Origin of the sequence: Streptomyces sp. NBC_00873 (assembly GCF_045207415.1) — a bacterium.
Lineage (GTDB): Bacteria > Actinomycetota > Actinomycetes > Streptomycetales > Streptomycetaceae > Streptomyces.
On record NZ_CP108803.1, the window covers coordinates 127,956 to 151,898 of the forward strand.

Below are 23,943 nucleotides of genomic sequence, written 5' to 3' on the forward strand. Positions count from 1 at the left end.
AACGTGCCCACCGGGAAGGGTGCGCGGGAGCTGAAGAGAGCGTTCGGCCGCCCAGCCTCAAGGAATGATGATGACCTTGCCTCGGGTCCGGCCGGCCTCACTGAGGCGGTGAACGTCTGCGAGGTCGGTCAGCGGGCGTGACTCGCTGATGTCGATGGCGACCGCGCCCGCCTCGACGAGTTCCACAAGCGCCGCCAGACGCGCTACATCGTTTCGGGCGACCATGTGCATCGCAGTCACCCCGGCATCAGCAGGTGACTCGACCGGGGTCGCGATCGAGACGATACGCCCGCCCGGCCGCACCAGAGGCGCCAAAGCTGCGGCGTCCGGCGGGCTCAGCGGGACCAGATTGAGCAGAGTGTCCACCGGGCCGTCGAGCGAGGCGCCCACCGGCCCTGCGGTGTAGTCGATCACTCGGTCCGCACCCTGCCTCCGGACCGCCTCGGCGCTTCGAGCACCGGCCGTGGCGATCACCTCGGCTCCGGCATACTTCGCGAGCTGCGTGACGAAGCCGCCGATGCCGCCGCCTGCACCGTTGACCAGCACCCGCTGGCCAGCGGCTACCTTCCCATGCTCGAAGACCGCCTGCCATGCCGTCAGGCCGGCCAAGGGAAGAGCCGCAGCGTTCGCGAGAGGGACAGCGTCCGGTACCGCGACCAGCACGGCGACGGGCGCCCGTACGTATTCGGCGGCCCCACCGCTGTCGAGCCACCCGATGACCCGGTCGCCGACGGCGAACCCCTGCGCCCCCGCGCCGATCTCGGCCACGGTGCCGGCGACGTCCCACCCGAGTGTGTAGGGCAGGTCCACAGGGAGGAACGCCTGCAGCATTCCGGCGCGCAACGCGGCCTCGGTGGGATTGAACGAGGTCGCGGCGACACGGATGAGCACTTCACCGAAGGCGGGTCGAGGGCGCGGAACTGCGTCGTAACGGATCACGGAAGCATCGCCGAATTCATGGATACGCGCGGTCTTCATCATCGTCATACCGCGAATCTACGAACGCACGCGGAGACGATCCATGCGTCAGAGCGCCCAGTTCATGCGCGTACGTCTCGCACACGTACGCTCAGCGCATGGATGTACTCAGCGACGTGGTCGCGGTGACGCGCACCGGCCGCTCCCGGTCGGCGCACGTGCGGTGGCATGCCCCGTGGAGACAGGAGTTCGCCTCCGTCCCAGGGTCGGCGGGCTTCCAGGTGGTCCTGCAGGGTTCCTGCTGGCTGCTGCCTCCGGAGGCGCAGCCCGTCCAGCTGGGCGCGGGCGACGTGGTGTTCCTTCCCCACGGCAGCGGGCACACCCTGGCCGACAGCCCCGAAACCCCAGTGACGGCCCCTGCCTGCGGCCCCGACGACCACCAGCTGTCCGGCACCTACGCCTCCGACAGCGTCGACCGGAGCGGAGACGACGGCCCGGTCACCGTGGTGCTCTGCGGGGCCTACCAGCTCGACCCGTCCCGCACTCACCCCCTGTTGCTGACCCTTCCGCAACTGATCCACTTGCCGACACAGGCGGTCCGCCATCCGCAATTGAGCTCAGCCGTGGAGCTACTGGCCGCAGAGGTGGAGAACCCGCGTCTGGGCACGGACGCAGCCGTCCCCGCGCTGCTGGACGCGCTGCTGCTCTACATCCTGCGCATCTGGTTCAACGGACAGTCCTCCCTGGGCAACACCACCGGATGGGCCGCCGCACTCAACGACCCCCCGGTCACCGCCGCCCTCCACGCCATCCACCGAGACCCGGCTTCGCCGTGGACAGTGGCGAAACTCGCGGCGGAAGCCGGGCTCTCCCGGGCTCCGTTCGCCAGGCGCTTCGCCCTGCTGATCGGTCAACCGCCCCTCGGCTACCTGACCTGGTGGCGGATGACCACGGCGGCGCGCCTGCTGCGGACTTCGGACGCACCCTTGAGATCCATCGCCGCCCAAGTGGGCTACACATCCGAGTTCGCCTTCGCCAACGCGTTCAAACGAACGCACGGAACGGCACCCGGTACCTACCGGCGGAGGAGCTGAATCCGGCGCTGCAACCTGGGCACGTTCAGTTGTACGTGACTGGGGACAGTCAGGTGTACGCCGACACCATCGCCCACGGGCGGGCGCCAACAAGGCGCCCGCCCGTCCGCATTCCTGTCAGGGGAAGCGGCCGGGCGGGCGTCGTGAATCACACGTTACCGCCACCAACCCGGGCCAAAAGACACGATCCTGCTCCGTCCTAGGACAGTCAGGAAACGTCACCCGATCGAGGGTGGGGCCAGAACAATCCGTTCCTCCCGCAGCCCTCCCACGCCGTTCACCCACACGGCCCAAAGTGGGGCCAAAACAACTCGGCGGGGTGGGGCCAAAACTGCCCGGCGAAAACAACTCACTGACCAGCATGTCCCGGCAACACACGAGGAACCCGCCACTGTCACACCATTCACTGCACGAAAGCGAGAGATCGCACCCCACTGACACCAAACCAGCACATCGCACTGATCCGCCTGGCCGAACCACGGCCCACGATCAGCCGGCGGCGGGATCTCTGCCGACCAGCTGCGCGAGCAGCTCAATGATCTGCGCCTGGCTACGCTCCATCTGCTGGCTGAGCGAATCAAGGCGGCCATCAAGCCGGTCCACCTTCTGATCAAGGTTCCCAACCTGCAGACGCACCGCGGTGAGGTCGGACTTGATGATCCCGAACTCGCGGTCGGTCTTCTCCGCGACCTCTTCGAAACGCCGGGTAAGAGCAGCGTCGCTGGACGTGAACAAAGCCAGCGCTGTGACCTGCGCTGGAAGGCAGCGTGCGGGCTGGGGCTCCACGACACCGCGTTTCGATCCCTCGCTGCTGACCTACTTCCGCCGCCGCCTGCAACGCTCCGGTGACCCGAACCGGCTGTTCCACAAGGTCAGGGAGGTCGTGGCGGCCACGGGCGTCCTCAAAGGCCGGCGGCCGCGGGCTTTGGACTCCAATCAGGTTCGACCAGCGCCAGCAGTGCCGGCCGCAGACCCGGATCCAGATCCGCGACCCGCACCAGCAGTTGCGCTGCAACCGAATACGCCGCCGTCACAGCTCTGTGTCAGTCCATAGATCCAACAGGTTGTCGCCGAGGCCTGCACCGGGTTCGGCTGCGGCGTCGTGGAGGGATTGTTCGGTCCAGATGACCTTGCCGCGGGCGCCGTACCGGGTGCCCCAGCGCTGGGCGAACCGAGCGACGAGCAACAGCCCGCGGCCGCCCTCGTCCGTGGTGGCCGCCCGCCGCAGGTGGGGGGAGGTGCTGGAGCCGTCGGTGACCTCGCAGATCAGGTGGTTGCGGTCGTGCAGCAGGCGCAGCCGGATGGGCTGGGTGCCGTATCGGATGGCGTTGGTGACCAGTTCGCTGACGATCAGCTCGGTGGTGAAGGCGACTTGGTCCAGGCCCCAGGTCTCCAGCTGGCGGGTGACGTCGGTACGGACGCGGGAGACTGCCGCCGGGTCGGAGGGCACCTCCCAGTCCGCGACCCGGGCCGGGTCCAGCAGGTGGGTCCGGGCCACCAGCAAGGCGATGTCGTCGCGGGGGCGCTCGGGGAGCATGGTGGCGAAGACGGTCTGGCAGGTGGCCTCCGGGGTGCGGTCCACAGCATCGGCCAGGGCCGTGCGCAGCTGCTCGATTCCGGTGTCGAGGTCGCGGTCCCTGTCCTCGATCAGCCCGTCGGTGTAGAGGACCAGCTGGCTGCCCTCGGGCACAGTGAGTTCGGCTGTCTCGAAGGGCAGGCTGCCGCCCAGGCCCAGCGGGGGACTGACGGGTACGTCCGGGAAGGTGACGGTGCCGTCGGGGTGGACCAGGGCGGGGCCGGGGTGGCCAGACCGGGCCACAGTGCATCGGCCGGAGACGGGATCGTAGATGGCGTACAGGCAGGTGGCCCCCGTGACCCCCTGGCCATCGGCCTCGTCGTGGTCGATGTGGGCGACCAGCTCGTCCAGGTGGCTCAGGAGTTCGTCCGGGGCCAGGTCCAGGGCGGAGAAGTTGTGCACGGCGGTGCGCAGCCGACCCATGGTGGCGGCGGCGTGCAGGCCGTGGCCAACGACGTCGCCGACCACCAGGGCCACCCGGGTGCCGGGCAGGGGGATGACGTCGAACCAGTCGCCGCCCGCCCCGGCCTGGGCGGGCAGGTAGCGGTGGGCGACCTCGACGGCGGTCTGCTCGGGCAGGGTGCGGGGCAGCAGGCTGCGCTGCAAAGTGGCCGCCAGGGTGTGCTCGCGGGTGTAGCGGCGGGCGTTGTCGATGCACAACGCAGCACGTCTGGCCAGCTCCTCGGAGAGGGAAAGGTCCTCCTCCCCGAAGGGAGGGGAGGCGTCCGCCCGCCAGAAGTTGGCCATCCCCAGCACCACCCCGCGGGCCTGCAGCGGCACCGAGATCAGGGAATGGATTCCGTACTCCAGCACCCGCCGCGCCCGCTCCGGGTCCTGGGCCCGCCAGCCGTCGGAGTCGGCGAGGTCCGACTCCAGCACAGCGTGGCCGCCGGCCGCCCCGGCGGCGATGGGGTTGGTGGAGGCGAAGCGGATCAGCTCCCCCACGGGGTAGAGAGGCAGGTCGCCACGGACGCCGCTGACGGCGGTGCGGCGCATTTCGGTGCTTGCCTCGGCCGGCTCCTCGCCACGCAGCACCGGATCCAGCAGCTCCACAGTGACGAAATCGGTGAACCGCGGGACGACCATCTCCGCCAGCTCCTCGGCGGTGCGCACCACATCCAGCGTGGTGCCGATCCGCACGCCCGCGTCGTAGAGCAACTGCAGGCGCTCGCGGGCCACCTCGGCCCGGCCTGCGAGTGTGCGCAGTTCGGTGGTGTCGCGCAGCGTGGCCACGCTGCCCGCCGGGCCGCCGTAGCGCTCGATGGGCCGGACGTTGACGGCCAGCAGCCGGTCGCCAGCCAGATGGACCTCGTCGGTGGCCGTCCGCCCCGAGGAAAGCAGCTCGGCGGCGCCCGGGGTCAGGCCGAGGTCGGTGATCTGGCGCTGCTCCGCGTCCGCCGGCAGCTCCAGCAGCCGCCGCGCCTCGTCGTTGGCCAGCAGCAGCCGCCCATCACCGCCGACGATGAGCACGCCCTCGCGCACCGCATGCAGCACCGCGTCATGATGCTCGTACATGCGAGTCATCTCGGCGGGGCCCAGTCCGCGGGTCTGGCGCAGCAGCCGCCGGCCAATCAGCGCCGACCCGCCCGCGACCAGGGCGAGCGCGCCGCCCGCGGTGCCAAAGAGCACCGGAAGCTGCCCGGCCACCGCTTCGTTCACCTTCTTGACCTTGATCTCGGGGGACACGATGCCGGCGACCGAGCCGTCAGGCCGGAAGACGGGGACCTCCGCGAAGACCGAAACGCCCAGCGGAGTCACCTCGGAGTCCGTGAGGGCCGTGCCCCTCACCGCCTTCCGGTAGGGGTCGCCCTTGACTACGTGTTTCCCGATCCGATGCGGGTCGGGGTGGGTGTACCGGATCCCGTCCGTGCTGATGACCACGATGGCGTCGACGCCGGACCGCTTCTGGGCCCTCTCGGTGAGCGGTTGCAGTACCGCGCTCGGATCGCGGCTGTCCAGCGCCTGCACGATCCCCGGAGAATTCGCGAACGCCTCGGCGACGGCAAGCACCTCGTCGCGGGCTTTCTCCGTCCCTTGGTGCTGGGCCTGGACCGCCAGCGTCACCACCATCGCGGCCACGAGCAGCACCACGACCGCCAGCTGCAGGAGGAACACCTGACCGGCGACGCTCCGCGCGCTCACCAGGGAGCGCAGGCGCCGCCCGGGCGACCGGTGCTGGATCTCCCGTTCGTCCGCGGGACGAGTCGGCTGCTCCGTTCCCGGACGTGGAACCTCACGCCGTCTCCACGCACGCCAACCAGCGAACCGACGGGCGAGCTGTCGGCGCGCGGTGCGCCGGGGCGGCCAGGGCGTGGTCATCTTCGGCCTCGTATTCATGGTGCGGATTCGGGAGCGGGCCGCCGCCGGAGCGCTGTGTGGCGGCCCGCAGAATATGGTTTATGGCAGGCCCGAAATTCGACCGTGCCAGAACCGGAAATCTATTGACTGGACGTGCGTAACATCCGCACGCAGGCCAGCGGCGCTGGTGCCCCATTTCCGTGAAACTGGTGCCCCATTCCGTGAAATACGACTCGGTGATGACCCCCGCGACGATCGGATGCAGCTCCTCCTCCGTCGCACCATCCTCCCGAAGCTGGAGGATCTGCGCGGCGTAGGTGGGTGAGATCGGCGTGGTGATGGTGCGCTCGCGGCCATCGTCCGAGCTGCCCTTGCAAGCGAATCCGAAGTACGCCGTCACCTCCACCATCATGCCGCTGGAGGCGGCTGCCTGCTCGCGCGCCTGTGCCCTGACCTGCGGTTGCCACTCAGATTCGGTTGCCTACACCAGGCGGCCTGGAGCCGCTTCTGAGGCTTGGTCAGCTTCCCAGCGCGGTGAACCAGGGCGCGGCCTTGCGCGGGTCTTTGAGGCGCAGCAGCGAGGCGTAGGCGAACAGGATGCGGTGGGCGGGGCGGTTGCCGGTGTCGCCGTAGAGCAGGACGTCCCTGAAGGGGTTCACAACTGCTGAGCAAGCACATCGTTTTGGCGAACATGGACACGATTGGGTGAACGGTGTGACGAGCTGCGGGTATGCCCGGCGGGGTGTGCGTAACGTATTCGGTGCGATCTGGGACGCCGGGTGTGGCGTCAGCAGTCGGGGCCCCCGTGTCACCAGCGAGATGGTTCGGGGCCTCCCCGTCGCCTCTGGCCACACCCATATGGCCAGGTCGTAGGAATTCCGCCCGCCCGGGACGGACCGCATACGGGATATGCGTCGCCGACCGGGACGCGAAAGCGGAGTACCAGTGCGCCCAAGACCGTTCGGGGCGTACCGGTGAGCCGGGACTCACTCCTGCTCACTGCCCAGGAACGGTACGGGAGGGACTGCTGGAGGACGCAGACGCCGGCGGCCGCCCATGCCAGGGCTGTGGTGAGGTCGCCAGTGCCGTTTTCGGCGTCGGTGAAGTCGCCTTCGTCTTCGAGGCGGCGTACTCGTAGGCGAAGGTGGCGTAGGAGTCGAGATCGCGGGGGTGCAGCAGGCGGCCGCCGATCGTCACGCTGGCCTTCTCGTACGCTGCGTCGTGTTCCTCGCTGGACTCCTCATCCGGGGTCCAGATCCGCTCCATCCTCCACTCCCGCCGCGGCGGCAGAGCAGCGATCTTCTTCTCCAGCGGAGACAGGCCACCCGGCTCATCGGCGAACTCGGCGTAGTGCGCGGCCGAGTCGAACAGGTACGCCTGCGACTCCTGTGTCCACGCAAGCAGCGGTCGGTCCAGTTTCTTCAGCACCAGCGGGCGGCCGAGGATCCGGACGCGCCCGCGGTGCCGTCGCTCTCCACGTTGCACCGGGCGGTCCGCCGGGACCTGACCCGCGGGGAACGGGCCGGCCTCAAGAGCGGGGAAGCGGCGCGGCACGCGCATGACGTCTTCGGGCAGCGTCCGGCGACGCACCGCAACGCGGTGTGGGAGGGCGACCACAAGCACGTGCCCGTCGGGGTCGATGTGGAGGGTGAGCTGGCCACTCCGTGGGTGACCTGGTTCATCGACTGCGCCACCAAAGCAATCACCGGGGTGGCGGTCACCGCGCACGCGCCGAGCCGGGACGCGGTGCTGGCGTCCTTGCGCATTGCGATTACCCGCACCGAGCCGTTCGGGCCGGTGGGCGGGCTGCCCGGTCAGATCCGGGTCGATCGCGGCAAGGGGTTCCTGTGCGCGACGGTCACCGCGGCGATGGGCGCGCTCGCCGTCCCCGTGGCCGATCTGCCCGCCTACACCCCGCATCTGAAGGGCACCATCGAGGCGCTGAACGACGCGGTGGAGGAGATGTTCCTCGTCTCACTCCCCCGCTACACCGGCCGCCAAAAACTCACCGGCGGCCATCTCGCCGACCCCGACGCCCCGCCCCTGACCTACGAGGCGTTCGTGGGCCTGCTGCTGGACTGGGTGGCCTGGTGGAACACCTGCCACCACCCGTCCGCGTTGAACGGGAAAACCCCCGTCGAGGCGTGGCAGGCCGACGCGACACCGCTGACGGATGTGTCCGCCGGGCAGCTGGCGACGTTCGCCCTGGAGGACGACGGCCGCACGTACACGATCAGCACCAGCGGGGTGCGGTGGCGCCGCCGGGACTACCTCGCCCCCTGGATGAACGGCCGTACCGGCACCAAAATCTCGGTACGGCACCTGCCCCACCACGACGACACCATCGAAGTCTTCGACGCCGCGACCGGCCGCCACCTCGGATCGGCCTTCCTGGCCGCCGCCGCGAGCAGGGAGCAGATCCGCTCCGTCCAAGCCGCACGCACCGCGGCCGCCCGCCGGCTCAAAGCCGATCTGAAAGCCGCGGAGAAACTACGCCGCCGGCGCTTCGAAGCCTCCACCACCGCCGCCCCGCCCCACCCGCTCACCTCCCCGACCTCCGTGCAGGCCGAAGAGGAGCTGGGCGCGGCGGCGCAGACGGACCACCGTGTGCTGGCCCGTCCTGATCTCGTTCCGTACGGCCCCGCGCCCGATACCTGGGCCCGCCCGAGGTCCGACGCCCACGCGCCGGACGGCCGGGGCGCAAGGCCTTCGTGTCCGGCAAGAAGAAGCAGAACACGATCAAGACCACCACCTTCAGCGACCAGCAGGGCCGCACGCTGTTTTCCGGTGTCGTCCGCCGTCGGGACGCGGACACCGTGCGGGCGTTCTTCGACCTGCTGGGCGAGGAGCGGTCGGCGAAGATCACACACGTGACCGCGGATGCCGCCGAGTGGATCTCCACGGTCGTGGCCGAGCGGTGTCCGAACGCGGTGCGAATAATGGACCCCTTCCACGTCGTGCAGTGGGCCACCGATGCCCTGGACGAGGTCCGCCGCGCCGTGTGGAACGCCGAGCGCGGTGGCAAGGGCCGCGCCACGCGCGGGTCAAAGTCCCTGAAGAAGGCCCGCTTCGCGCTGTGGAAAAACCCCGAGGACCTCACTGCTGGCCAGCGTGCCCAACTCGCCTTCATCGCCAAGGCCCATCCGACCCTGCACCGCGCCTACCTGCTCAAGGAGGGCCCGCGGGCCGGCCTACGCAGCCCGGTGGCGTTCCCGGTTCCGAAGCGCTGACCACAGGGGTGGCCGTTCCATGGGGAGCTGCCACCCCGGGCCGTCCCGCCCCGACTGGCGCCCCAGCGCCTCGATGACCGGCCGGGCCGATGCCCGTTCCTGCCCCGATACAGCAGTGAAACCAGAGGATGCTGATGTCTTGTCATGCACGCTGCCAGGAATCAGACTGGGCCGACAGACCGTGATCGCTGCAATCGTTCTTGTCGGAGGGGACCGGGGGGATCCCTCCCATCGACCGGAAAGCGAGAGCACATGCGTCGACGCACGATCCTGGCCGGGATGGCAGGCCTCGGGGTGGGGACGGTTCTCCAGCCGTCGGCCTACGCGGAACCGCAGTCGCGGTCCAACGGGCCGTGGATCCAGCCGGAACAGACAGTCCAGAAGGCCGCATTGACGGCGAACTCCGAACTCGGCCCCAAACTCCAGAGCATCGCGGCCGGTTCGAAGGGCAGGATGGCCGTGGAGGTGGCCGGTCACTCGGCCGGCGGCTGGCCCATCCATGTCGTACGGTTCGGCGAGCCCGCCGCCGGCAAGCTCCCCGTACTGATCCAGACCCAGATCCACGGCGGTGAACCTCTCGGCACCGAGGTCGCGCTGCATCTGATGCAGACGCTCGCCACCAGCTCGCATGCGACCGTCAAGGCGATCCTCGACCGGCTCGCGGTCTGGTTCATCCCGCGGCTCAACATGGACGGCGCCGACTTCCGGGACGCCGACGGCTTCCTCGTACAGCGGCGGCAGAACACCCAGCGCTGGACACCGCAGGAATGGGGACTCGCGGCGGGCACACCGGCGCCGTGGTATCTGCCCCGTACGCTGCTGGAGCCCGGCCGGGTCTCCGGCTACGACATCAACCGCGACTTCCACCCGGATCTGACGTTCCGGCTGAAGCCTGGCGACGAAGGCCTGCTGCCCGGACTGTCCGAGCTGCCGGGCTTCTTCGTAACGCCCGAGGCGCGCACCTCCGCGGCGGTCTTCCAGCGGATGCGGCCGCAGGTCTTCATCGACCACCACCACCGCGGCAGCAACACGCAGTCCGAAACGGACAACCAGCTCACCACGCTCCAGCTGGTCGGCATCGTCACCAAGGGCACCACCGGGTATCCGCTCGACCCGGCCGCCCGCGACCTGGGCTTCCGGGTCAATGTGCTCGTCTGGGACACCCTGCGCGCCCTGGGCCAGTCGGGCTTCGGAGGCATCACCCGCTACCCCGACGTCGAACTGCCGGGCACCGCGCTCGGATCGTACGCACTCAACGGCGCCGGAATCATGCTCTACGAGACGCGCTCGGTGGCCCAGAAGTCCATGGGCATGCTGATCCGCCAGTCGCTCATCGGGATGGGCACCACGCTCGAGAGCCTCGCCACCGGTGACATCCAGAACGTCGACCCGGCCCGCTACTACGACATTCCGCCGGCCGGCCCGTCCATCGGCAATCCGCGCAACGACCTGTGAGGGAGGCACCCATGATCGGACGACGCACACTGCTCGGCGCTGCTGGCGCGCTGGCCGCCGGACTGGCCGGCGTCTCCACCGCCTCGGCGGACCCGGCGCATCTGCCGGGCGGGCCCTGCATCCAGCCGGACCAGAACGTCAGCCTGGCCAGCGTCGCGGGATACGACGACGTGGTCCGGCAGCTCGACCGTATCGCCCGGAACTCGCATGGACTCGTCAATGTCGGAACGGCCGGTCTGTCGGGCGAGGGACGCAAGCTGCTGTACGCCACCGTCGGCACTGGGCCGACCGTCTTCTGGCTGCAGGCCCGTATCCACGGCGACGAACTGCACAGCACCGAGGCCGTCCTCCAGATTCTCGGGCACCTGGCGAGCGGCGACCCTGCCGCACGCCTCATCCGCGAGAAGCTCACCGTCGTCGTCCTCCCCATGTACAACCCGGACGGCGCCGAGGCCAACATCCGCCAGAGCACCACCCCGACCCGTACCGACCTCAACCGTGACTGGGAGAACTTCGCCCAGCCGGAGTCGGTCGCCTACTGGAAGCTGTGGCGCCGGACCGCCCCGCAATTGGGCCTCGACCTGCACCACATGGGTCAGGCCCCGGTGGTCGCGGGAACGAACGACCTCAACCAGTTCCAGATCGGAGCCCGTTCGATCGCCCCGTCCCGGATGACAGCCGAACAGTGGCTCACCAACCGGCAGATGGCCATGGTCAGCGTCGACGCGCTGGACCACTACGGCCTGGCCAATGCCGCCCACTACCCGCTCATCGACATCACCAACGCCGTCTTCAGCCGCATGCTCATGGGTGGCACGGCCCCCGCCGACGAACAGCCGGTGCTGCACACCTCGACCAAGGGCGCGATCTTCTACGAGGTCCGCTCGGTCGGCCAGAAGAGCAACGGCCAGCTGGAACGGCTCTTCACCATCCCCACGATGGCGGTTCTCACCGCAGCCGCCGACGGCTCCCTCGGCTCGTATAACGTCTCGGGCTACGGAAGCCTTCCGTTCGCCGTGCAGGAGCAGTGCGGCGGCAGCTAACGACTGCCGGAGCGGGTATCACCGCGCTCCCGCGGAGCGGGAGCGGAGCGCGCACCGCTGGCGGCAAGCCGGGCAGGTCCCTCCGCTTCGCTCCGGGACCCAAGTGCAGTGCGAGCGGCCCGCATTGCGGGCCGCTCCCGGGCTCCGCCCGGCCTGGTGGCCTCCGGCGGTGTCTCTGCCCCGGCGAAGGCGCTGCTGAAGTTCTCCACGCCGCGCGCCCGCGTTTTCGTGGGGTGAACTGGTTCGACACGGTGGAGTTTCCGAAGGACGGGGACGGCTGCCGCTGGGATTCCACCCCGCACGACACTGTGACCCGCGTGCGCTTGCAGGGTGTCGGACATGTCAAGGTGAACCAGTACCGGCCCGTAGTGGGCAAGGTCAAGACGGTCAGCGTCAAGCGCAAGGGCCACAAATGGTTCGTCGTGCTGACCGCTGAGCAGGAGCGGCCCGAGCCACTGCCGCCGACGGGTAGCGTGGCCGGCATCGACCTGGGCATCGCCAGCTTCCTCGCCGACTCGGGCGGCGGGTTCGTGGAGAAACCCAGGCACGGACGCCGCGCTGCCGCGAGGCTCGAAGCCGCCCAGCAGGCACTGTCCCGGTTCCCGCGCCGCAAGGCGAAGGACCGCACCGCCAACCACCGGCGGGCCGTGGAGCAGGTCGCCAAACTGCATGGCAAGGTGCGCCGTCAGCGCCTGGATCACACGCACAAGACCGCCCTCGGCCTGGTCCGCGCGCACGACGTCATCGCGCACGAAGATCTCAAGATCCGCAACATGAGCAGGGCCCCCGCCTCCAAGCCGGACCCCGACCAGCCGGGCACCTTCCTGCCCAACGGTGCCGCCGCGAAGGCCGGGCTGAACCGCTCGATCAACGATGCCGGTTGGGGGTGTTCCTGACGATCCTGCACGCAAAGGCTGAAAGCGCCGGGCGGGAAGTGGTCGCCGTGGACCCCCGCAACACCTCCCGTACGTGCCCCGAATGCGGGCACACCGCGAAGGAAAACCGGCCCACACAGGAGAAGTTCCACTGCGTCGCATGCGGCCACAGCGCACACGCCGACACAGCCGGGGCTCTCAACGTCCTACGGGCCGGGCTGGTCCGTCGCGAAGCCCAACCGGCATAGCGAGAAGCCCCGCTCTTCAGGGCGGGGAGGAGTCACGATCCTGCTCTTCCGGCTGACAGAGCCGAATTTCGCGCAAGTGGCCGAGCTACACCCTGCCGCCAGGGCAGGCGCGGTAGGGCCGTTCCGCAAGCTCCTCCGGTGGCCCGTTCATGGCGGCTCGTGGCCGTCGGTGCTGTCGGGTCCTCGGTTCTGGGCTCGGCTCAGTGGAATCCGCGCTCCAGGCCGACGTGACGTCTGGCTCGGCCCGCGGGTTCCCGTGCTTCCAAGCTTAGGAATCTGCGTACCGGTGTCGAGACCAGGTAACTGGTCGACCCCACGGTGGCGACCGCAAAGGTTCGGCCCCGCACACTCCATCCGTGCAGCGCCTCGGCTGCGATGTCCGGCACTTTCTCTTCCATCGGCTTGGTGTCGACCGGGCCCGGCCCGGCTCTTACATGCGGGGGTCCAGAAGCTTTTCCGGTGTGATCGGCAGGTCCCGCACGCGCCGCCCCGTCGCGTCGAACACCGCGTTGGCCACGGCCGCCGCGATGCCGGTGGCGGACAGCTCACCGATTCCCTTGGCGCCGAGCGGCTCGGCGTGCGGGTCGAACTCGTCGACGAAGGACATGTCGATGTGCGGCGGGATGTCGGCGTTCACCGGCAGTGCCACCCCGGCGAGGTCCTGGGACAGCCAGCGGCCGAGATTCGGCTCGAAGCGGCTGGCCTCCATGGCGGCCATGCCCCAGCCCCACACGAGTCCGCCGATCATCTGGGAGCGGGCGGTGCGCTCGTTGACGACCGCGCCCACGCTGTAGACGCCGGTCGCGCGGCGCAGCCGCAGCAGCCCGAGGTCCGGGTCGACGCCGACCTCGATGAACATGGCGCCGAAGGTGCGGGAGGCGACACCGGGCGCTCCCGCGTCGGCGGACGCGCCGCCGGGCAGCACCAGCTCGCCGTTGCCGGCCACCTCGTCCAACTCGGCCGCGCGCAAGATGTCCGTGTACGGCCGGCGGTGCTCGCGCCAGATGAGGGCGCCGGAGTCGGCGCGCACCTCCTCGGCCGGCCAGGACATCAGGTCGGCGAGCCGGCGCAGCGCGTCGTTCGCGGCCAGGTGGACGGCGGTGCCCATGGCGATCGTGGTGCCCGAACCGTAAGTGGGACCGGCGTACGGCAGCTCCGTGTCGCCGGAGATCCCCTGGACGGAGCGGATGTCGATGCCGAGGGTCTCCGCGGCGATCTGCGGGAAGATCGTGGTGGAACCCGCGCCGATGTCGGTGTAGCCGGCTTCGACCTTCGCGGTGCCATCGGCTCGCAGCCGCACCCGAGCCTGCGAGGTGAACCGGAACTGGCCCTGTGTGCAGTCGGCCATGCCGCGGCCGATGAGCCAGTGCCCGTCCCGGGTGCCGCCCTTGGGCCGGTCCCACCAGCCAAAGCGCCGGGCACCCTCCTCGTACGCCTCCCTGAGCTTCTTCGAGGACCAGGGCGTGCCGTCGGCGGGGTAGCTCTCCGCGTAGTTGGCTAGGCGCAGGGTGAGCGGGTCCATGGACAGGGTGTGCGCCAGCTCGTCCATCGCGGAGCCGAGCGCCCAGGTGCCAGGGCCGTCGATGGGCGAGCGCATGAACGACGACAGGTTGACGTGGCCGCGCCGCACCCGTTGGCTGGTGGAGATGTTCGGGGAGGCGTACAGCGCCTTGGCGGGCACGGAGCCGAACTCGACGTAGTCGTCAGTGATGGCGGTGACGTTGTCGACCTCGTGGACGACCGCCTGGAGTTCGCCGCTGGCGTTGGCACCTAGCAAGACGCGGTGCTCCATCAGCGGCTGGTAGCCGACGATGCTGTACATGTCCTGGCGGGTAAGCACCAGCTTCACCGGCCGGCCGACCGCCTTGGCGGCCTGGGCGGCGAGGATCTCGTGCGGCCAGATGAACGCCTTGGTGCCGAAGCCGCCGCCGGTGTGCGGATTGATCACCCGCACCTTGTCGAAGGCGATGCCGAAGACCGCGGCCAGGGCGTCCCGCACCGCGTACACGTGCTGGACGGAGTCGTGGACTGTCAGCCGGCCGTCGTGCCACTCGGCGAGGATCGCGCTCGGCTCCATCGGGTTGCCGTGCCGGGACGGCTGCGTGTAGGTGCCGGCCGCGCGCACGGGCGCCTCGGCGAGCACGCCGGCCGCGTCGCCCTTGCGGAACTCCTGCGCGTCGAGCATGCCGTAGCCGCTGTCCGGCGACGGCGGCACGGACACCGCCGTGTCCGGGTTGATGAACGGCTCCCGCTCGTACGACACCCGCACGCGCGTCACAGCGCCCTCGGCCGCCTCCAGGGACTCGGCCAGGACCATCGCCACGGGCTGCCCCCAGTAATTGACGACGTCCCCCTGCATGGGAAGGAAGCGGGTGGCGAGCGGAGGGCTGGGCACCCCGGCGAATGCCTCGTCGACGGCCGGCAGCCCGGTCAGCACATGGACGACGCCCGGCTCCCGCCGCGTCTCCTCGACGTCGAATCCCGTGACCCGGCCGGCGGTGATCGTCGCGCCGACCAGGGCCGCGTATAGCTGGCCTTCCGCGTTGTAGTCGGCCGCGTACGTCGCCGCTCCAGTGACCTTGGCGGGGCCGTCCTGCCTGGTCACGCCACACATGCCGGTCATCATGCCTCCAGGGCTAGGTCGAGGGCACGCAGTGCGGTGTTGCGAGCGAGGGGGATCTTGTACGCGTTCGAGGACAGCGGACGGCTGGCGGAGAAGCCGGAGGTAACCGCGTCCCTCACCGCAGGGCTGCCCGGGCGCAGGCCGACGAGCGCCTGTTCCGCGTCGTACAGCCGCCAGGGACGCAGCGCGACCGAGCCGAGGGCCAGGCGGGCGCGGGAGATCAGGCCGTCTTGGATCTCGACGGCGGCGGCCGCCGAGACGAGCGCGAACTCATAGCTCTGGCGCTCACGCACCTTCACGTACGCCGACTTGGGCGCGGGCGTGCCGATCTCGATGCCGGTGATCAGCTCGCCGGGGCGCAGCACGTTGTGCGCCGACGGGTCCTCGGCAGGCAGGGTGTGAAACTCGGTCGCCGGAATCCGGCGTCCGCCGTCCACGTGCTCGGTGATGATCTCCGCGTCCAGGCAGGCGAGGGCGACGGCGGGGTCCGAGGGCTGTACGGCCACGCAGTCCTCGGTCCATCCGAAGATGGCCAGCCGCTCGTTCGCGCCGTGCAGAGCCGCGCAACCGGAGCCGGGGACACGCTTGTTGCAGGCCACCGGGCCGTTGGAGCGGAAGTAGGGACACCGGGTGCGCTGCACCGGGTTGCCGCCAATGGTGGCCAGGTTGCGCAGCTGCGCGGAGGCCGCCCTGAGGATGGACTGGGAGAGCACCGGGTACGAGGTCTCGACGCGCGGGTCCTGGGCCACGTCATTGAGCCGGGCCAGCGCACCGATGTGCAGGCCGTCGCCGGTGGAGGTGATCTCGTGCAGCCGGGGCAGGCGGCCGATGTCGACCAGGTGGCTCGGCGACTCGATGCCGATCCGCGCCCAGTTGAGCAGTTCGGTGCCGCCGGCGAGGAACATGGTGTCCTCGGTACGCGCGCTGTCCAGGGCGCTGGGCAGGGACTCGGCTCGTACGTAGGTGAACGGGTGCATGTCACCGCCCCTTTCCGGCTGCTGCCTCGACGGCGGCGGCGATCTGCGGGTATGCGGAACAGCGGCAGATGTTCCCGCTCATCCATTCACGGATCTCATCGTTCGATCCGGTATGGCCCTCCTGAATACAGCCGACGGCCGACATGATCTGACCAGGTGTGCAGAACCCGCACTGGAAGGCGTCCGCGTCGATGAATGCCTGCTGGACGGGGTGCAGTTCGCCGTCCCGGGCGAGTCCTTCGACGGTTGTCACCTCGGAGCCGTCGGTGCTTGCAGCCAGCACCATGCAGGCGTTGACCCGGCGCCCGTCGAGGTGGACGGTGCAGGCACCGCACTCGCCCCGGTTGCATCCCTTTTTCGCCCCGGTCAGCCGAAGCCGCTCGCGCAGGAGATCGAGGAGGGTCGTGCGCGCATCGCACGTCACCTGCGTGGTCGTCCCGTTGACCTGCAAGGTGAGTGTCGTTTCCGGGATGAGACTCTCATTCGGCATTGCATCGCTCCTGGGGCGGGCAGCAGATCTTAGGAAGGAAGCATTTTTCGCAACGAACGAGAAATATGTGCATATTATGACGGACTCGGATGCCGGTGACTCGCCGCCTTGCTGACATGTGGTGGTGTTTCGGCTGACGTGAGAGGACCGTTCTGCGGTTTCGCTGCCGCCACGAAGCCAGCAGACCGCAGCCCGGCCGTCGTCGCCGCCCAGTAGTCACGGGTCCCGGACCGCTGCCCCTGACTTGACCGTACGCACCGGCGACAGTCGCAGGCCGCTGTCTACGGGGCCTTCGGTGAGGTGCCGACGCGCCCCGAGCTGGAGCGGTTCTTCTTCTTCCTGGATGACGACGACCGCGACCTGATTGTGTTGCGGCGATCCGACGGGCACCGCCTGGGGATGGCGGTGCAGATCGGTACCGTCCGCTACATCGGCACGTTGTCCCGGGTGCCGGTGAACCGGTTGAACACGCTGGCTCGGCAGGGGCAGCTGAGCAAGGCTCAGACGATCGAGCGGGCGCCGGAGCCGCGGAAGACGGCGCTGCTGACGGCGGTGGTGCGCAATCTGGAGGCCCAGGCGGTCGATGACGCGTTGGACCTGTTCGTGCTGCTGATGGCCACTCGGCTGATCAGCCCGGCGCGGCGGGTGTCGGACAAGCAGCGCCTGGCGGTGCTGCCGCAGCTGGAGAAGGCGGCCCGCATCCTGGCAAAGGCGTCGAAGATCCTCGCCGAGGAGCTGGACCTGGTCGCCGAGCATGACGCGGACCTGGACGTGGCGGCGCTGTGGGCGGCGGTGGAGGAGGCCGTGCCGCGCGAGGCCGTGTCCGGCTCGGTGGCTTGGGTCGAGGCACTGGTACCGAAGGACGACGAGTCGGCCGAGGCGGCGATGCGCGAGAAGCTGGCCCTGCGCTACAACACCGTGCGCCCGTTCGTGTCGCTGTTGGACGAGTCGAATGCGCTGGGCGCGGCCCAGGGCGGCAAGCGCATCCTGAAGGCGGTCCGCCGGCTCCCGGCGCTGTCGCGGCGGCGGGTCAAGGAGCACGTTACGCCGAGAGCATCGCGGCAGGAGGCGCCGACGAGCCGCAAGGCGGGGCGAACTCTCCGAGTTGAGGTGCCGTTGACGAACGGCGAACCAATCGGCATGTGGCTGAACGCGATACTCAGACCGTGTCCTCCATGGCTATGGGCCGTTTTGAGGTGAGAGAACAGCCGGTCGCGAACGTTGGGGTGTACATGATGTCCACTTCCCCTCATCGGGAGCTGATTCGTGTCGGTGTCGTAGGGCTGAGCGCGAGCGGCGGGTGGGCGGCGACCGCGCATGTGCCGGCGCTGGCCGGGCTCGATGGATACGAGTTGCGGGCGTTGAGCGCCAGCAGCGCCGAGTCGGCGCGTGCGACCGGCGAGAAGTATGCGGTGCCGCTCGCCTTCGGCAGCGCAGAGGAGCTGGCCCGCAGTGAGGAAGTCGATCTCGTGGTGGTGACGGTGAAGGTTCCGCATCACCTGGAACTCATCCGACCCGCGCTGGAAGCGGGGAAGATGGTGTTCAGCGAATGGCCGCTCGGTGCCGACCTCGCGCAGGCCGAGGAACTTGCCGACCTTGCGCACCGCAGGGGCGTGCTCACGGCTGTCGGCCTGCAGGCGCGGTCGGCTCCGCCGCTTCGGTATCTGCGCGACTTGGTCGCCGACGGCTACGCGGGGCGGGTGCTGTCGACCAGCATGCTCGGGTCGGGCTGGATCGGGGGCGCCACTTACGACGACAGCCATGCATACGTGCTGGACGGCACGAGCGGCGCCACGCTGCTGTCGATCCCCTTCGGGCACTCGGTCGACGCGCTGACCATGGTGCTCGGGGAGTTCCACGACGTGTCGGCTCACATCGAGAACCTGCGCCCGGAGGTCACCCACGTCACGAGCGGGGCGGTCGCGGCCAAGAGCGCAGAGGACCAGATCGCCGTCACGGGGGTGCTGGAGTCGGGGGCCGTGGCCGCGATGCACATCCGCGGTGGGACGTCACGCGCCACCGCGTTTCATTGGGAGATCAACGGCACCCAGGGTGATCTCGTCGTCAAAGCCGACCAGGCTCTGTGGTTCCAGGGGCGGCTGCGGCTGTACGGCGCCCGGGGAGAGGACGGCGCCTTGGCCGAACTTCCCGTTCCCGCCCGCTACCAGCGGTCGCTGACACAATGGACCGAGCGATCCGCCGAGCCCGCCTGCAACGTCGCCCACGAGTACGCGCTTCTGCGCGACCAGATCACCGGGAGCCTTGCGCCGGACGAGGACGGCGTTCCCGACTTCCGGCACGCCGTCCGGCGACACCGCATGCTGGAGCGGATCCGAGAGGCGGCGCGCGCGGGCCGAAAGGTCACACTCACAGAGCAAGGCGCGTAGGCCCCGAAGCGAGAAACGCCGCCGCTCAGAGCACACCGCAATGAGAATCCGCCAGCACGAACGAGAACGAGTGAGAATCCGACAGCCTCAATGCGACAACGGGGATCCAGGCCCTGTTCTCGTATAGCTGCCGCTACCCGACAAGTAGCTCTCTGTAACCGATTGCAGGGGGGTTGTCCCGCGATCCGTCATTCTCGTCCCATCGGAATCCGTCCCGTACGCCGGACAGGGGGCGCGCGTGCGGCAGGACGGCTGGGAGCCCGAGGACCTGATGGAGGTCTGGACGCTGGTCGCTGCGGTGGGGCTTCCGAGTTCGGCCGTCGCGTTCCATGCTGGAGCCGGCGTACGGGGGACGCTTACAGCGGAGACCACACAGCGAATGTGTCCTGCGTTGTGATCGGACCTGTTCTCCCCCCACAAGCACATGTCTGCCGCCGACGACGATCGCCAAGGGGTGTGGGGATGGACAACCGCAGCACCGATTGCACCGCGCCTGCCGCGAAGCATGCCCACGTCGTGGGGCACGCACTGGTCGGCCGCGAGGCCGACATGGAGCTGTTCGGTGCCTTCCTGGCCGGCGTTCCGCGCATGGGCGGGTCGCTGGTGGTGCTCGGCGAGCCGGGCGTCGGCAAGACGGCGCTGCTGGCCGCCGTCGCCCAGGAGGCCGAGTCCGCGGGGATGCGGGTGCTGCACGCGACGGGCGTGCAGTACCGGGCGCAGACCAGCTACGGCGCACTGCGGCAGTTGCTGACGTCGGTGCCCGAAAGCCGGGCGGCAGTGGCGGATCTGCCCGCCCTCGCCGCGGCCCTGGACTTCAAGCGGGGCAGGGCACCCGGGCAGGACGCGGTCGCCGAGGCCGTCGTCACTCTGGTGGCGGAGCTGTCCCGCAAACAGCCGGTGCTGCTGGTCCTGGACGACGCGCAGTGGCTGGACCGGGCCAGTGCCGCCATCCTGGGCCGGGTGGTGCGCCGGCTCCCGAACTCCGGTGCGGGCACGGTGTGCTCGGTCCGGCTCGGCGACGAGAGCTTCTTCGACCACAGCGGGCTTCCGCTGCACGAGTTGGGGCCACTCAGCAAGGCCGCGTCCGAGGAACTGCTCAGCCGGCGTTTCCCGGCGCTGGCCCCGCGCGTGCGCCGCCGGCTGATGGCCGACGCCGAGGGCAATCCGCTGGCGCTCCTGGAGCTTCCCGCCGCCCTCACCGACTCACAGCGCACCGCGTCCCACACCCTGCCCAAACGCATTCCGCTGCCCCAGCGCCTGCAGGCGACGTTCGCCTCCCGGATCACGAGCTTACCCGCGCCCACCCGGCACCTGCTGCTCGTGGCGGCGCTGGAGGGCAGCGGCAACCTGCTGATCGTGCGCCGGGCGGTGGAAGGACGGTGCGGCCTGAAGCACTTAGCCCCCGCAGAGCGACTCCGGCTCGTCCACGTCGACGACGCCACCGGGCGGCTGGCGTTCCGGCACTCACTCATGCGCTCCGCGGTGGTGGACCTGTCCACCAGCGACCAGCGCCGCAGCGCCCACCGGGCGCTCGCAGAGGCCTGGACCGGCGTCCCCGAACAGCGGGCCTGGCACCTGGCCCAGGCCGCGGTCGAACCCGACGAGCAGATCGCCGCCCTGCTCGAAGACGCCGCCGGCGTCAGCGCCCGGCGCGGCGACGGGCCCAACGCGGTGGCAGCGCTCGTACGCGCCGCCGCACTGAGTCCGGCGGCCGCCGAACAGGCCCGGCGGCTGGCCCGGGCGGCGTACCTCGGGACGATCCTCACCGGCGGGGTACGCGACGTGCCCCGCCTGCTGGACGACGCCCGCCAGGCCGCCCCGGACGGCGCGTCCCTGGCCGGCGCGGTGGCCACCGCGCTGTACCTGCTCAACAGCTACGGCGACGTCGACACCGCCCACCGCCTGCTGTCCGGCGCGATCGCCCTCCAGCCCGAACCGTACGACCCGGCCGACGGGACCGTGCTCGAAGCACTGTCCACCCTGCTGATCGTGTGCGTCTACGGAGCCAGAAGGGATCTGTGGGCCGGATACGACGTGACGGCGGCGAAGTGCACCGCCGTCCCGGACACGCTGCGGCTGTTACGGGCCACCTTCGCCGACCCGGCCCACGCCCTCCCGTCGGACTGGGCCGCTCTCGACGCCGCCGTCGAAGCGCTGCCCGGCACCTCCGACCCGGTCCGGATCGTACGGATCGGCACCGCCGGCGCGTACGCGGACCGCCTCGGCGCCATGGACGAGCCGCTGCGGCGTACCGCGCGGGGCGGCCGCACCGGGGAGAACAACTTCCCCGCCATCCAGGCCTCGTTCCTGTGGGGCAGCCACGCCTGGTTCACCGGCCAGTGGGCGGAACTGCGCCAGGTGGTCGGCGACGGGCTGGCACTGTGCGAGGAGTACCACTATCCGCTGCGCTCCTGGACCGGGAAGTTCGTGCTCGCCTGCGTGTCCGCGGCCTGCGGGGACTTCACCACCGCCGGCGCCTTCGCCGACCAGATGGACCAGTGGGGCGGATCCCGCCGCGCCCACGCCATCACCTGCTATGCCGCGCACGCCAAGACGCTCATCGCCCTGTCCCAGGGGGATTTGGACGAGGCGTACCACCAGGCGTGCCGGATCACCCCGGCCGGCACCCTGGCGCCGTTCACCGGACACGCCCTGTGGGCGTTCCTCGACCTGGCGGAGGCGGCGGTGCGAACCGGACGGCGGGACAAGGCCCTTGAACATGTCCGGGCGGCCCGGGACGCCGGTCTCGACACCGTGTCACCGCGCCTGCGCATGGTCCTGGGTGCCTGCGCCGCCCTGGCGGCGGACGACGACAGCGAAGCATCCCTGGGATTCAGCGAGGCGCTGGCCGTCGAGGGCGGCGAGCGGTGGCCCTTCGACCACGCCCGCATCCACCTGCTCCACGGTGAGCGCCTGCGGCGCGGACAGGCCCCGGCCCGGGCCCGCCGCCACCTGCGCGCGGCCGCGGAGGTCTTCCGGCGGCTGGGCGCCGAGCCCTGGTCCGCCCGGGCCGAGCAGGAACTGCGCGCCTGCGGCAGCCCGGTGCGCGCCCTCCCCGGAAAGGCCCTGACCCCTCAGCAGCGGGAGATCGTGGCCCTGGCCGCGGCCGGCCTGTCCAACAAGCAGATCGCCGAGAAGCTGTTCCTGTCCCCGCGTACCGTCTCCACCCACCTCTACCAGGCGTTCCCCAAACTGGGCGTGACCTCACGGGCGGGCCTGCGTGACGCACTGGAAAAGCTGCACCGCCCCTAACGTAACAGCCCCCGGAACTAAGTCATTTGACGGAGGCGACGGCACCGATGGCGTTCCTACAGTGCTCGGCACGGGCCGCGATTCCCGGCCCGGACAACCCGGGAGGAACGATGAGCGACAGCGCACCGCGCGGGAGTATCGTGCTCGTCCACGGAGGATTCGTGGACGGTTCGGGATGGCAGGGGGTGTACGAGGCACTGAAGGACGACGGCTACACCGTGGCCGTCGTGCAGAACCCCACCCTCTCGCTGGACGGCGACGTGGCCGTCACCCGGCAGGTCATCGACGCCCAGCCGGGACCGGTGACCCTGGTCGGCCACTCCTACGGCGGAGTGGTGATCACCGAGGCCGGCAACCATGAGAAGGTGACGGCGCTGGCCTACATCGCCGCGTTCGCGCCCGACAAGGGCGAGTCGGTCAACTCCCTGATCGCCGACCCGCCGCCCGGCGCTGCGGTCCCGCCGATCCTGCCGCCGAACGAGGGCTTCCTGCTCCTGGACCGCGACAAGTTCGCCGACTCCTTCGCCGGCGACCTGCCGCCCGCCCAGGCCGAGTTCATGGCCGACTCGCAGACCCCCTGGGGCCTGGACGCGGCCGGCGGCGCGGTCTCCACCCCGGCCTGGCGCACCAAACCCGCCTGGTACCTGGTGGCCACCGACGACCGGATGATCCCGCCCCCGGCCCAGCGCGCCATGGCCGAGCGGATCGGCGCGCAGACCGTGGAGGTGGCTGGCAGCCACGCTGTCTACGTCTCCCAGCCCGCCACCGTCGCCAACCTGATCAAGCAGGCCGCCACCGGCTGACCACACCCGAAGACCGCACCCCGGCAGCGCCCGCCGCCCGCCCAAGGGCCGGGCGGCGGGCGCTGAACGTCCCGCGGCCACTGGCCCCGGCACGCCGTCCCCGAACCCGCCAGCCCCGGTCCGCCGCGGCGCGGCAGCCGCCGCACACCCGCCGCAGGCAACCCGAACGTCAAGGCCCTGGTCTACGTCGCCGCCTTCGGTCCCCAACGTCGGGGACGAAGCTCGGCAAGGTCATCGGCCGCTACCCCGACGGCACCACGGGGACCGACCTCTACATTCAGGCCGACCGGCTGCGCGACGTCTTCGCCGCCGACCTGTCCAAGAAGGAGACCCAGCTGATGGCCGCTGAGCAACGGCCTTCAGCACCTCCGCCTTCGCCTTCGCGACCACTGCGGCTGGCGCACCATTCCCTCCTGGGGCGTGGTCGCCGGCGTCGACAAGGCGATTCCGGCAGCCGTCGAGCGGTGGGATTACCAGCGGGCCGGCGCGCGCCGCGTGGTCGAGGTCCGCGGCGCGTCCCACGTCGTGATGATCAGTCACCCAGACGTCGTCGAACGCCTCATGGAGGAAGCCGCAACCGCCACCCGCTGAGCCCGTGCCGGTATCCGCGTGAACCACAGTCGTGTGCCGACGGCGCCGGAAACCGCCGGCACACGACTTACACACAGTCAACC

The 23,943-nt window shown here is 70.1% G+C and carries 17 protein-coding genes and 3 pseudogenes; 11 read left to right on the top strand and 9 right to left on the bottom strand.

Translation table 11 applies throughout. From position 1 onward, the window contains the following. Nucleotides 1-57: 57 nt before the first annotated feature. The gene (locus tag OH809_RS00550; RefSeq protein WP_406415341.1) at nucleotides 58-987 is read right to left on the bottom strand and encodes an NADP-dependent oxidoreductase; all 930 of its coding nucleotides are present in this window, start codon (nucleotides 985-987) and stop codon (nucleotides 58-60) included. An 89-nt stretch (nucleotides 988-1,076) separates the two neighbouring features. On the opposite strand from OH809_RS00550, the gene OH809_RS00555 reads away from it, so the two are divergent. Beyond that, nucleotides 1,077-2,012: an AraC family transcriptional regulator gene (locus tag OH809_RS00555; protein WP_406415342.1), complete on the top strand. Its 936-nt coding sequence runs from the start codon at nucleotides 1,077-1,079 to the stop codon at nucleotides 2,010-2,012. Nucleotides 2,013-2,501: 489 nt separating this feature from the next. Here the strand turns inward: OH809_RS00555 and OH809_RS00560 are convergent, their stop codons facing one another. The 5 genes and pseudogenes from OH809_RS00560 to OH809_RS00580 all read right to left on the bottom strand — a co-directional run bounded on the left by OH809_RS00560 (nucleotide 2,502) and on the right by OH809_RS00580 (nucleotide 7,314). Then, nucleotides 2,502-2,798, bottom strand: a complete 297-nt coding sequence (locus tag OH809_RS00560; RefSeq protein ID WP_406415344.1) for a hypothetical protein — start codon at nucleotides 2,796-2,798, stop codon at nucleotides 2,502-2,504. A gap of 244 nt (nucleotides 2,799-3,042) precedes the next feature. Beyond that, nucleotides 3,043-5,733 (bottom strand): SpoIIE family protein phosphatase, encoded by a 2,691-nt coding sequence (locus OH809_RS00565; protein WP_406424630.1) that lies wholly within the window; start codon nucleotides 5,731-5,733, stop codon nucleotides 3,043-3,045. Nucleotides 5,734-5,821: 88 nt separating this feature from the next. Beyond that, nucleotides 5,822-6,301, bottom strand: a pseudogene (locus tag OH809_RS00570) (hypothetical protein); the annotation flags it as partial. A 103-nt stretch (nucleotides 6,302-6,404) separates the two neighbouring features. Further along, nucleotides 6,405-6,545, bottom strand: coding sequence for a hypothetical protein (locus OH809_RS00575; protein ID WP_406415346.1), 141 nt, complete (start codon nucleotides 6,543-6,545; stop codon nucleotides 6,405-6,407). A gap of 337 nt (nucleotides 6,546-6,882) precedes the next feature. Continuing rightward, nucleotides 6,883-7,314, bottom strand: a complete 432-nt coding sequence (locus OH809_RS00580) for a hypothetical protein (protein WP_406514806.1) — start codon at nucleotides 7,312-7,314, stop codon at nucleotides 6,883-6,885. 33 nt (nucleotides 7,315-7,347) lie between these two features. On the opposite strand from OH809_RS00580, the gene OH809_RS00585 reads away from it, so the two are divergent. From OH809_RS00585 to OH809_RS00605, 5 genes and pseudogenes are all read left to right on the top strand, one after another. Beyond that, nucleotides 7,348-8,760, top strand: a complete 1,413-nt coding sequence (locus tag OH809_RS00585; protein ID WP_406415349.1) for a Mu transposase C-terminal domain-containing protein — start codon at nucleotides 7,348-7,350, stop codon at nucleotides 8,758-8,760. Then, nucleotides 8,664-9,116 (top strand): transposase, encoded by a 453-nt coding sequence (locus OH809_RS00590; protein WP_406424632.1) that lies wholly within the window; start codon nucleotides 8,664-8,666, stop codon nucleotides 9,114-9,116. Before OH809_RS00585 ends, OH809_RS00590 begins: the two co-directional genes overlap by 97 nt. A gap of 252 nt (nucleotides 9,117-9,368) precedes the next feature. Continuing rightward, a complete protein-coding gene (locus OH809_RS00595) occupies nucleotides 9,369-10,571 on the top strand; it encodes a M14 family zinc carboxypeptidase (RefSeq protein WP_406415351.1) in 1,203 nt (400 codons plus the stop codon). Between the two features lie 11 nt (nucleotides 10,572-10,582). Then, the gene (locus OH809_RS00600) at nucleotides 10,583-11,614 is read left to right on the top strand and encodes a M14 family zinc carboxypeptidase (RefSeq protein ID WP_406415353.1); all 1,032 of its coding nucleotides are present in this window, start codon (nucleotides 10,583-10,585) and stop codon (nucleotides 11,612-11,614) included. 218 nt (nucleotides 11,615-11,832) lie between these two features. After that, nucleotides 11,833-12,737, top strand: a pseudogene (locus tag OH809_RS00605) (RNA-guided endonuclease InsQ/TnpB family protein); the annotation flags it as partial. 430 nt (nucleotides 12,738-13,167) lie between these two features. Here the strand turns inward: OH809_RS00605 and OH809_RS00610 are convergent. The 3 genes from OH809_RS00610 to OH809_RS00620 are packed head-to-tail and all read right to left on the bottom strand — an operon-like array spanning nucleotide 13,168 to nucleotide 16,827. Then, nucleotides 13,168-15,342 carry a xanthine dehydrogenase family protein molybdopterin-binding subunit gene (locus OH809_RS00610; RefSeq protein ID WP_406415354.1) on the bottom strand — a complete coding sequence of 725 codons (2,175 nt, stop codon included), beginning with the start codon at nucleotides 15,340-15,342 and terminating at the stop codon, nucleotides 13,168-13,170. Nucleotides 15,343-15,359: 17 nt separating this feature from the next. Continuing rightward, on the bottom strand, nucleotides 15,360-16,337 hold the full coding sequence (locus tag OH809_RS00615; protein ID WP_406415356.1) for an FAD binding domain-containing protein: 978 nt from the start codon (nucleotides 16,335-16,337) through the stop codon (nucleotides 15,360-15,362). 1 nt (nucleotide 16,338) lies between these two features. Beyond that, the gene (locus OH809_RS00620) at nucleotides 16,339-16,827 is read right to left on the bottom strand and encodes a (2Fe-2S)-binding protein (protein WP_376667718.1); all 489 of its coding nucleotides are present in this window, start codon (nucleotides 16,825-16,827) and stop codon (nucleotides 16,339-16,341) included. A gap of 279 nt (nucleotides 16,828-17,106) precedes the next feature. On the opposite strand from OH809_RS00620, the pseudogene OH809_RS00625 reads away from it, so the two are divergent. From OH809_RS00625 to OH809_RS00645, 5 genes and pseudogenes are all read left to right on the top strand, one after another. After that, nucleotides 17,107-17,859: pseudogene (locus OH809_RS00625) on the top strand (DUF4158 domain-containing protein); the annotation flags it as partial. A gap of 203 nt (nucleotides 17,860-18,062) precedes the next feature. After that, entirely contained in the window at nucleotides 18,063-19,214 is a 1,152-nt protein-coding gene (locus tag OH809_RS00630; RefSeq protein ID WP_406415358.1) for a Gfo/Idh/MocA family oxidoreductase, read from the top strand. A gap of 462 nt (nucleotides 19,215-19,676) precedes the next feature. After that, on the top strand, nucleotides 19,677-22,466 hold the full coding sequence (locus OH809_RS00635; RefSeq protein WP_406415360.1) for an AAA family ATPase: 2,790 nt from the start codon (nucleotides 19,677-19,679) through the stop codon (nucleotides 22,464-22,466). A gap of 110 nt (nucleotides 22,467-22,576) precedes the next feature. Beyond that, entirely contained in the window at nucleotides 22,577-23,269 is a 693-nt protein-coding gene (locus tag OH809_RS00640; protein WP_406415362.1) for an alpha/beta fold hydrolase, read from the top strand. A 345-nt stretch (nucleotides 23,270-23,614) separates the two neighbouring features. Further along, nucleotides 23,615-23,860, top strand: a complete 246-nt coding sequence (locus OH809_RS00645) for an alpha/beta fold hydrolase (RefSeq protein ID WP_406424634.1) — start codon at nucleotides 23,615-23,617, stop codon at nucleotides 23,858-23,860. Nucleotides 23,861-23,943: the final 83 nt, after the last annotated feature.

Bases quoted from the DNA above. Each gene is read 5' to 3' on its own strand.
- OH809_RS00550 (WP_406415341.1), bottom strand. From the start codon at position 987: ATGACGATGATGAAGACCGCGCGTATCCATGAATTCGGCGATGCTTCC.
- OH809_RS00555 (WP_406415342.1), top strand. From the start codon at position 1,077: ATGGATGTACTCAGCGACGTGGTCGCGGTGACGCGCACCGGCCGCTCC.
- OH809_RS00595 (WP_406415351.1), top strand. From the start codon at position 9,369: ATGCGTCGACGCACGATCCTGGCCGGGATGGCAGGCCTCGGGGTGGGG.
- OH809_RS00600 (WP_406415353.1), top strand. From the start codon at position 10,583: ATGATCGGACGACGCACACTGCTCGGCGCTGCTGGCGCGCTGGCCGCC.
- OH809_RS00615 (WP_406415356.1), bottom strand. From the start codon at position 16,337: ATGCACCCGTTCACCTACGTACGAGCCGAGTCCCTGCCCAGCGCCCTG.
- OH809_RS00620 (WP_376667718.1), bottom strand. From the start codon at position 16,827: ATGCCGAATGAGAGTCTCATCCCGGAAACGACACTCACCTTGCAGGTC.
- OH809_RS00630 (WP_406415358.1), top strand. From the start codon at position 18,063: ATGTCCACTTCCCCTCATCGGGAGCTGATTCGTGTCGGTGTCGTAGGG.
- OH809_RS00635 (WP_406415360.1), top strand. From the start codon at position 19,677: ATGGACAACCGCAGCACCGATTGCACCGCGCCTGCCGCGAAGCATGCC.
- OH809_RS00640 (WP_406415362.1), top strand. From the start codon at position 22,577: ATGAGCGACAGCGCACCGCGCGGGAGTATCGTGCTCGTCCACGGAGGA.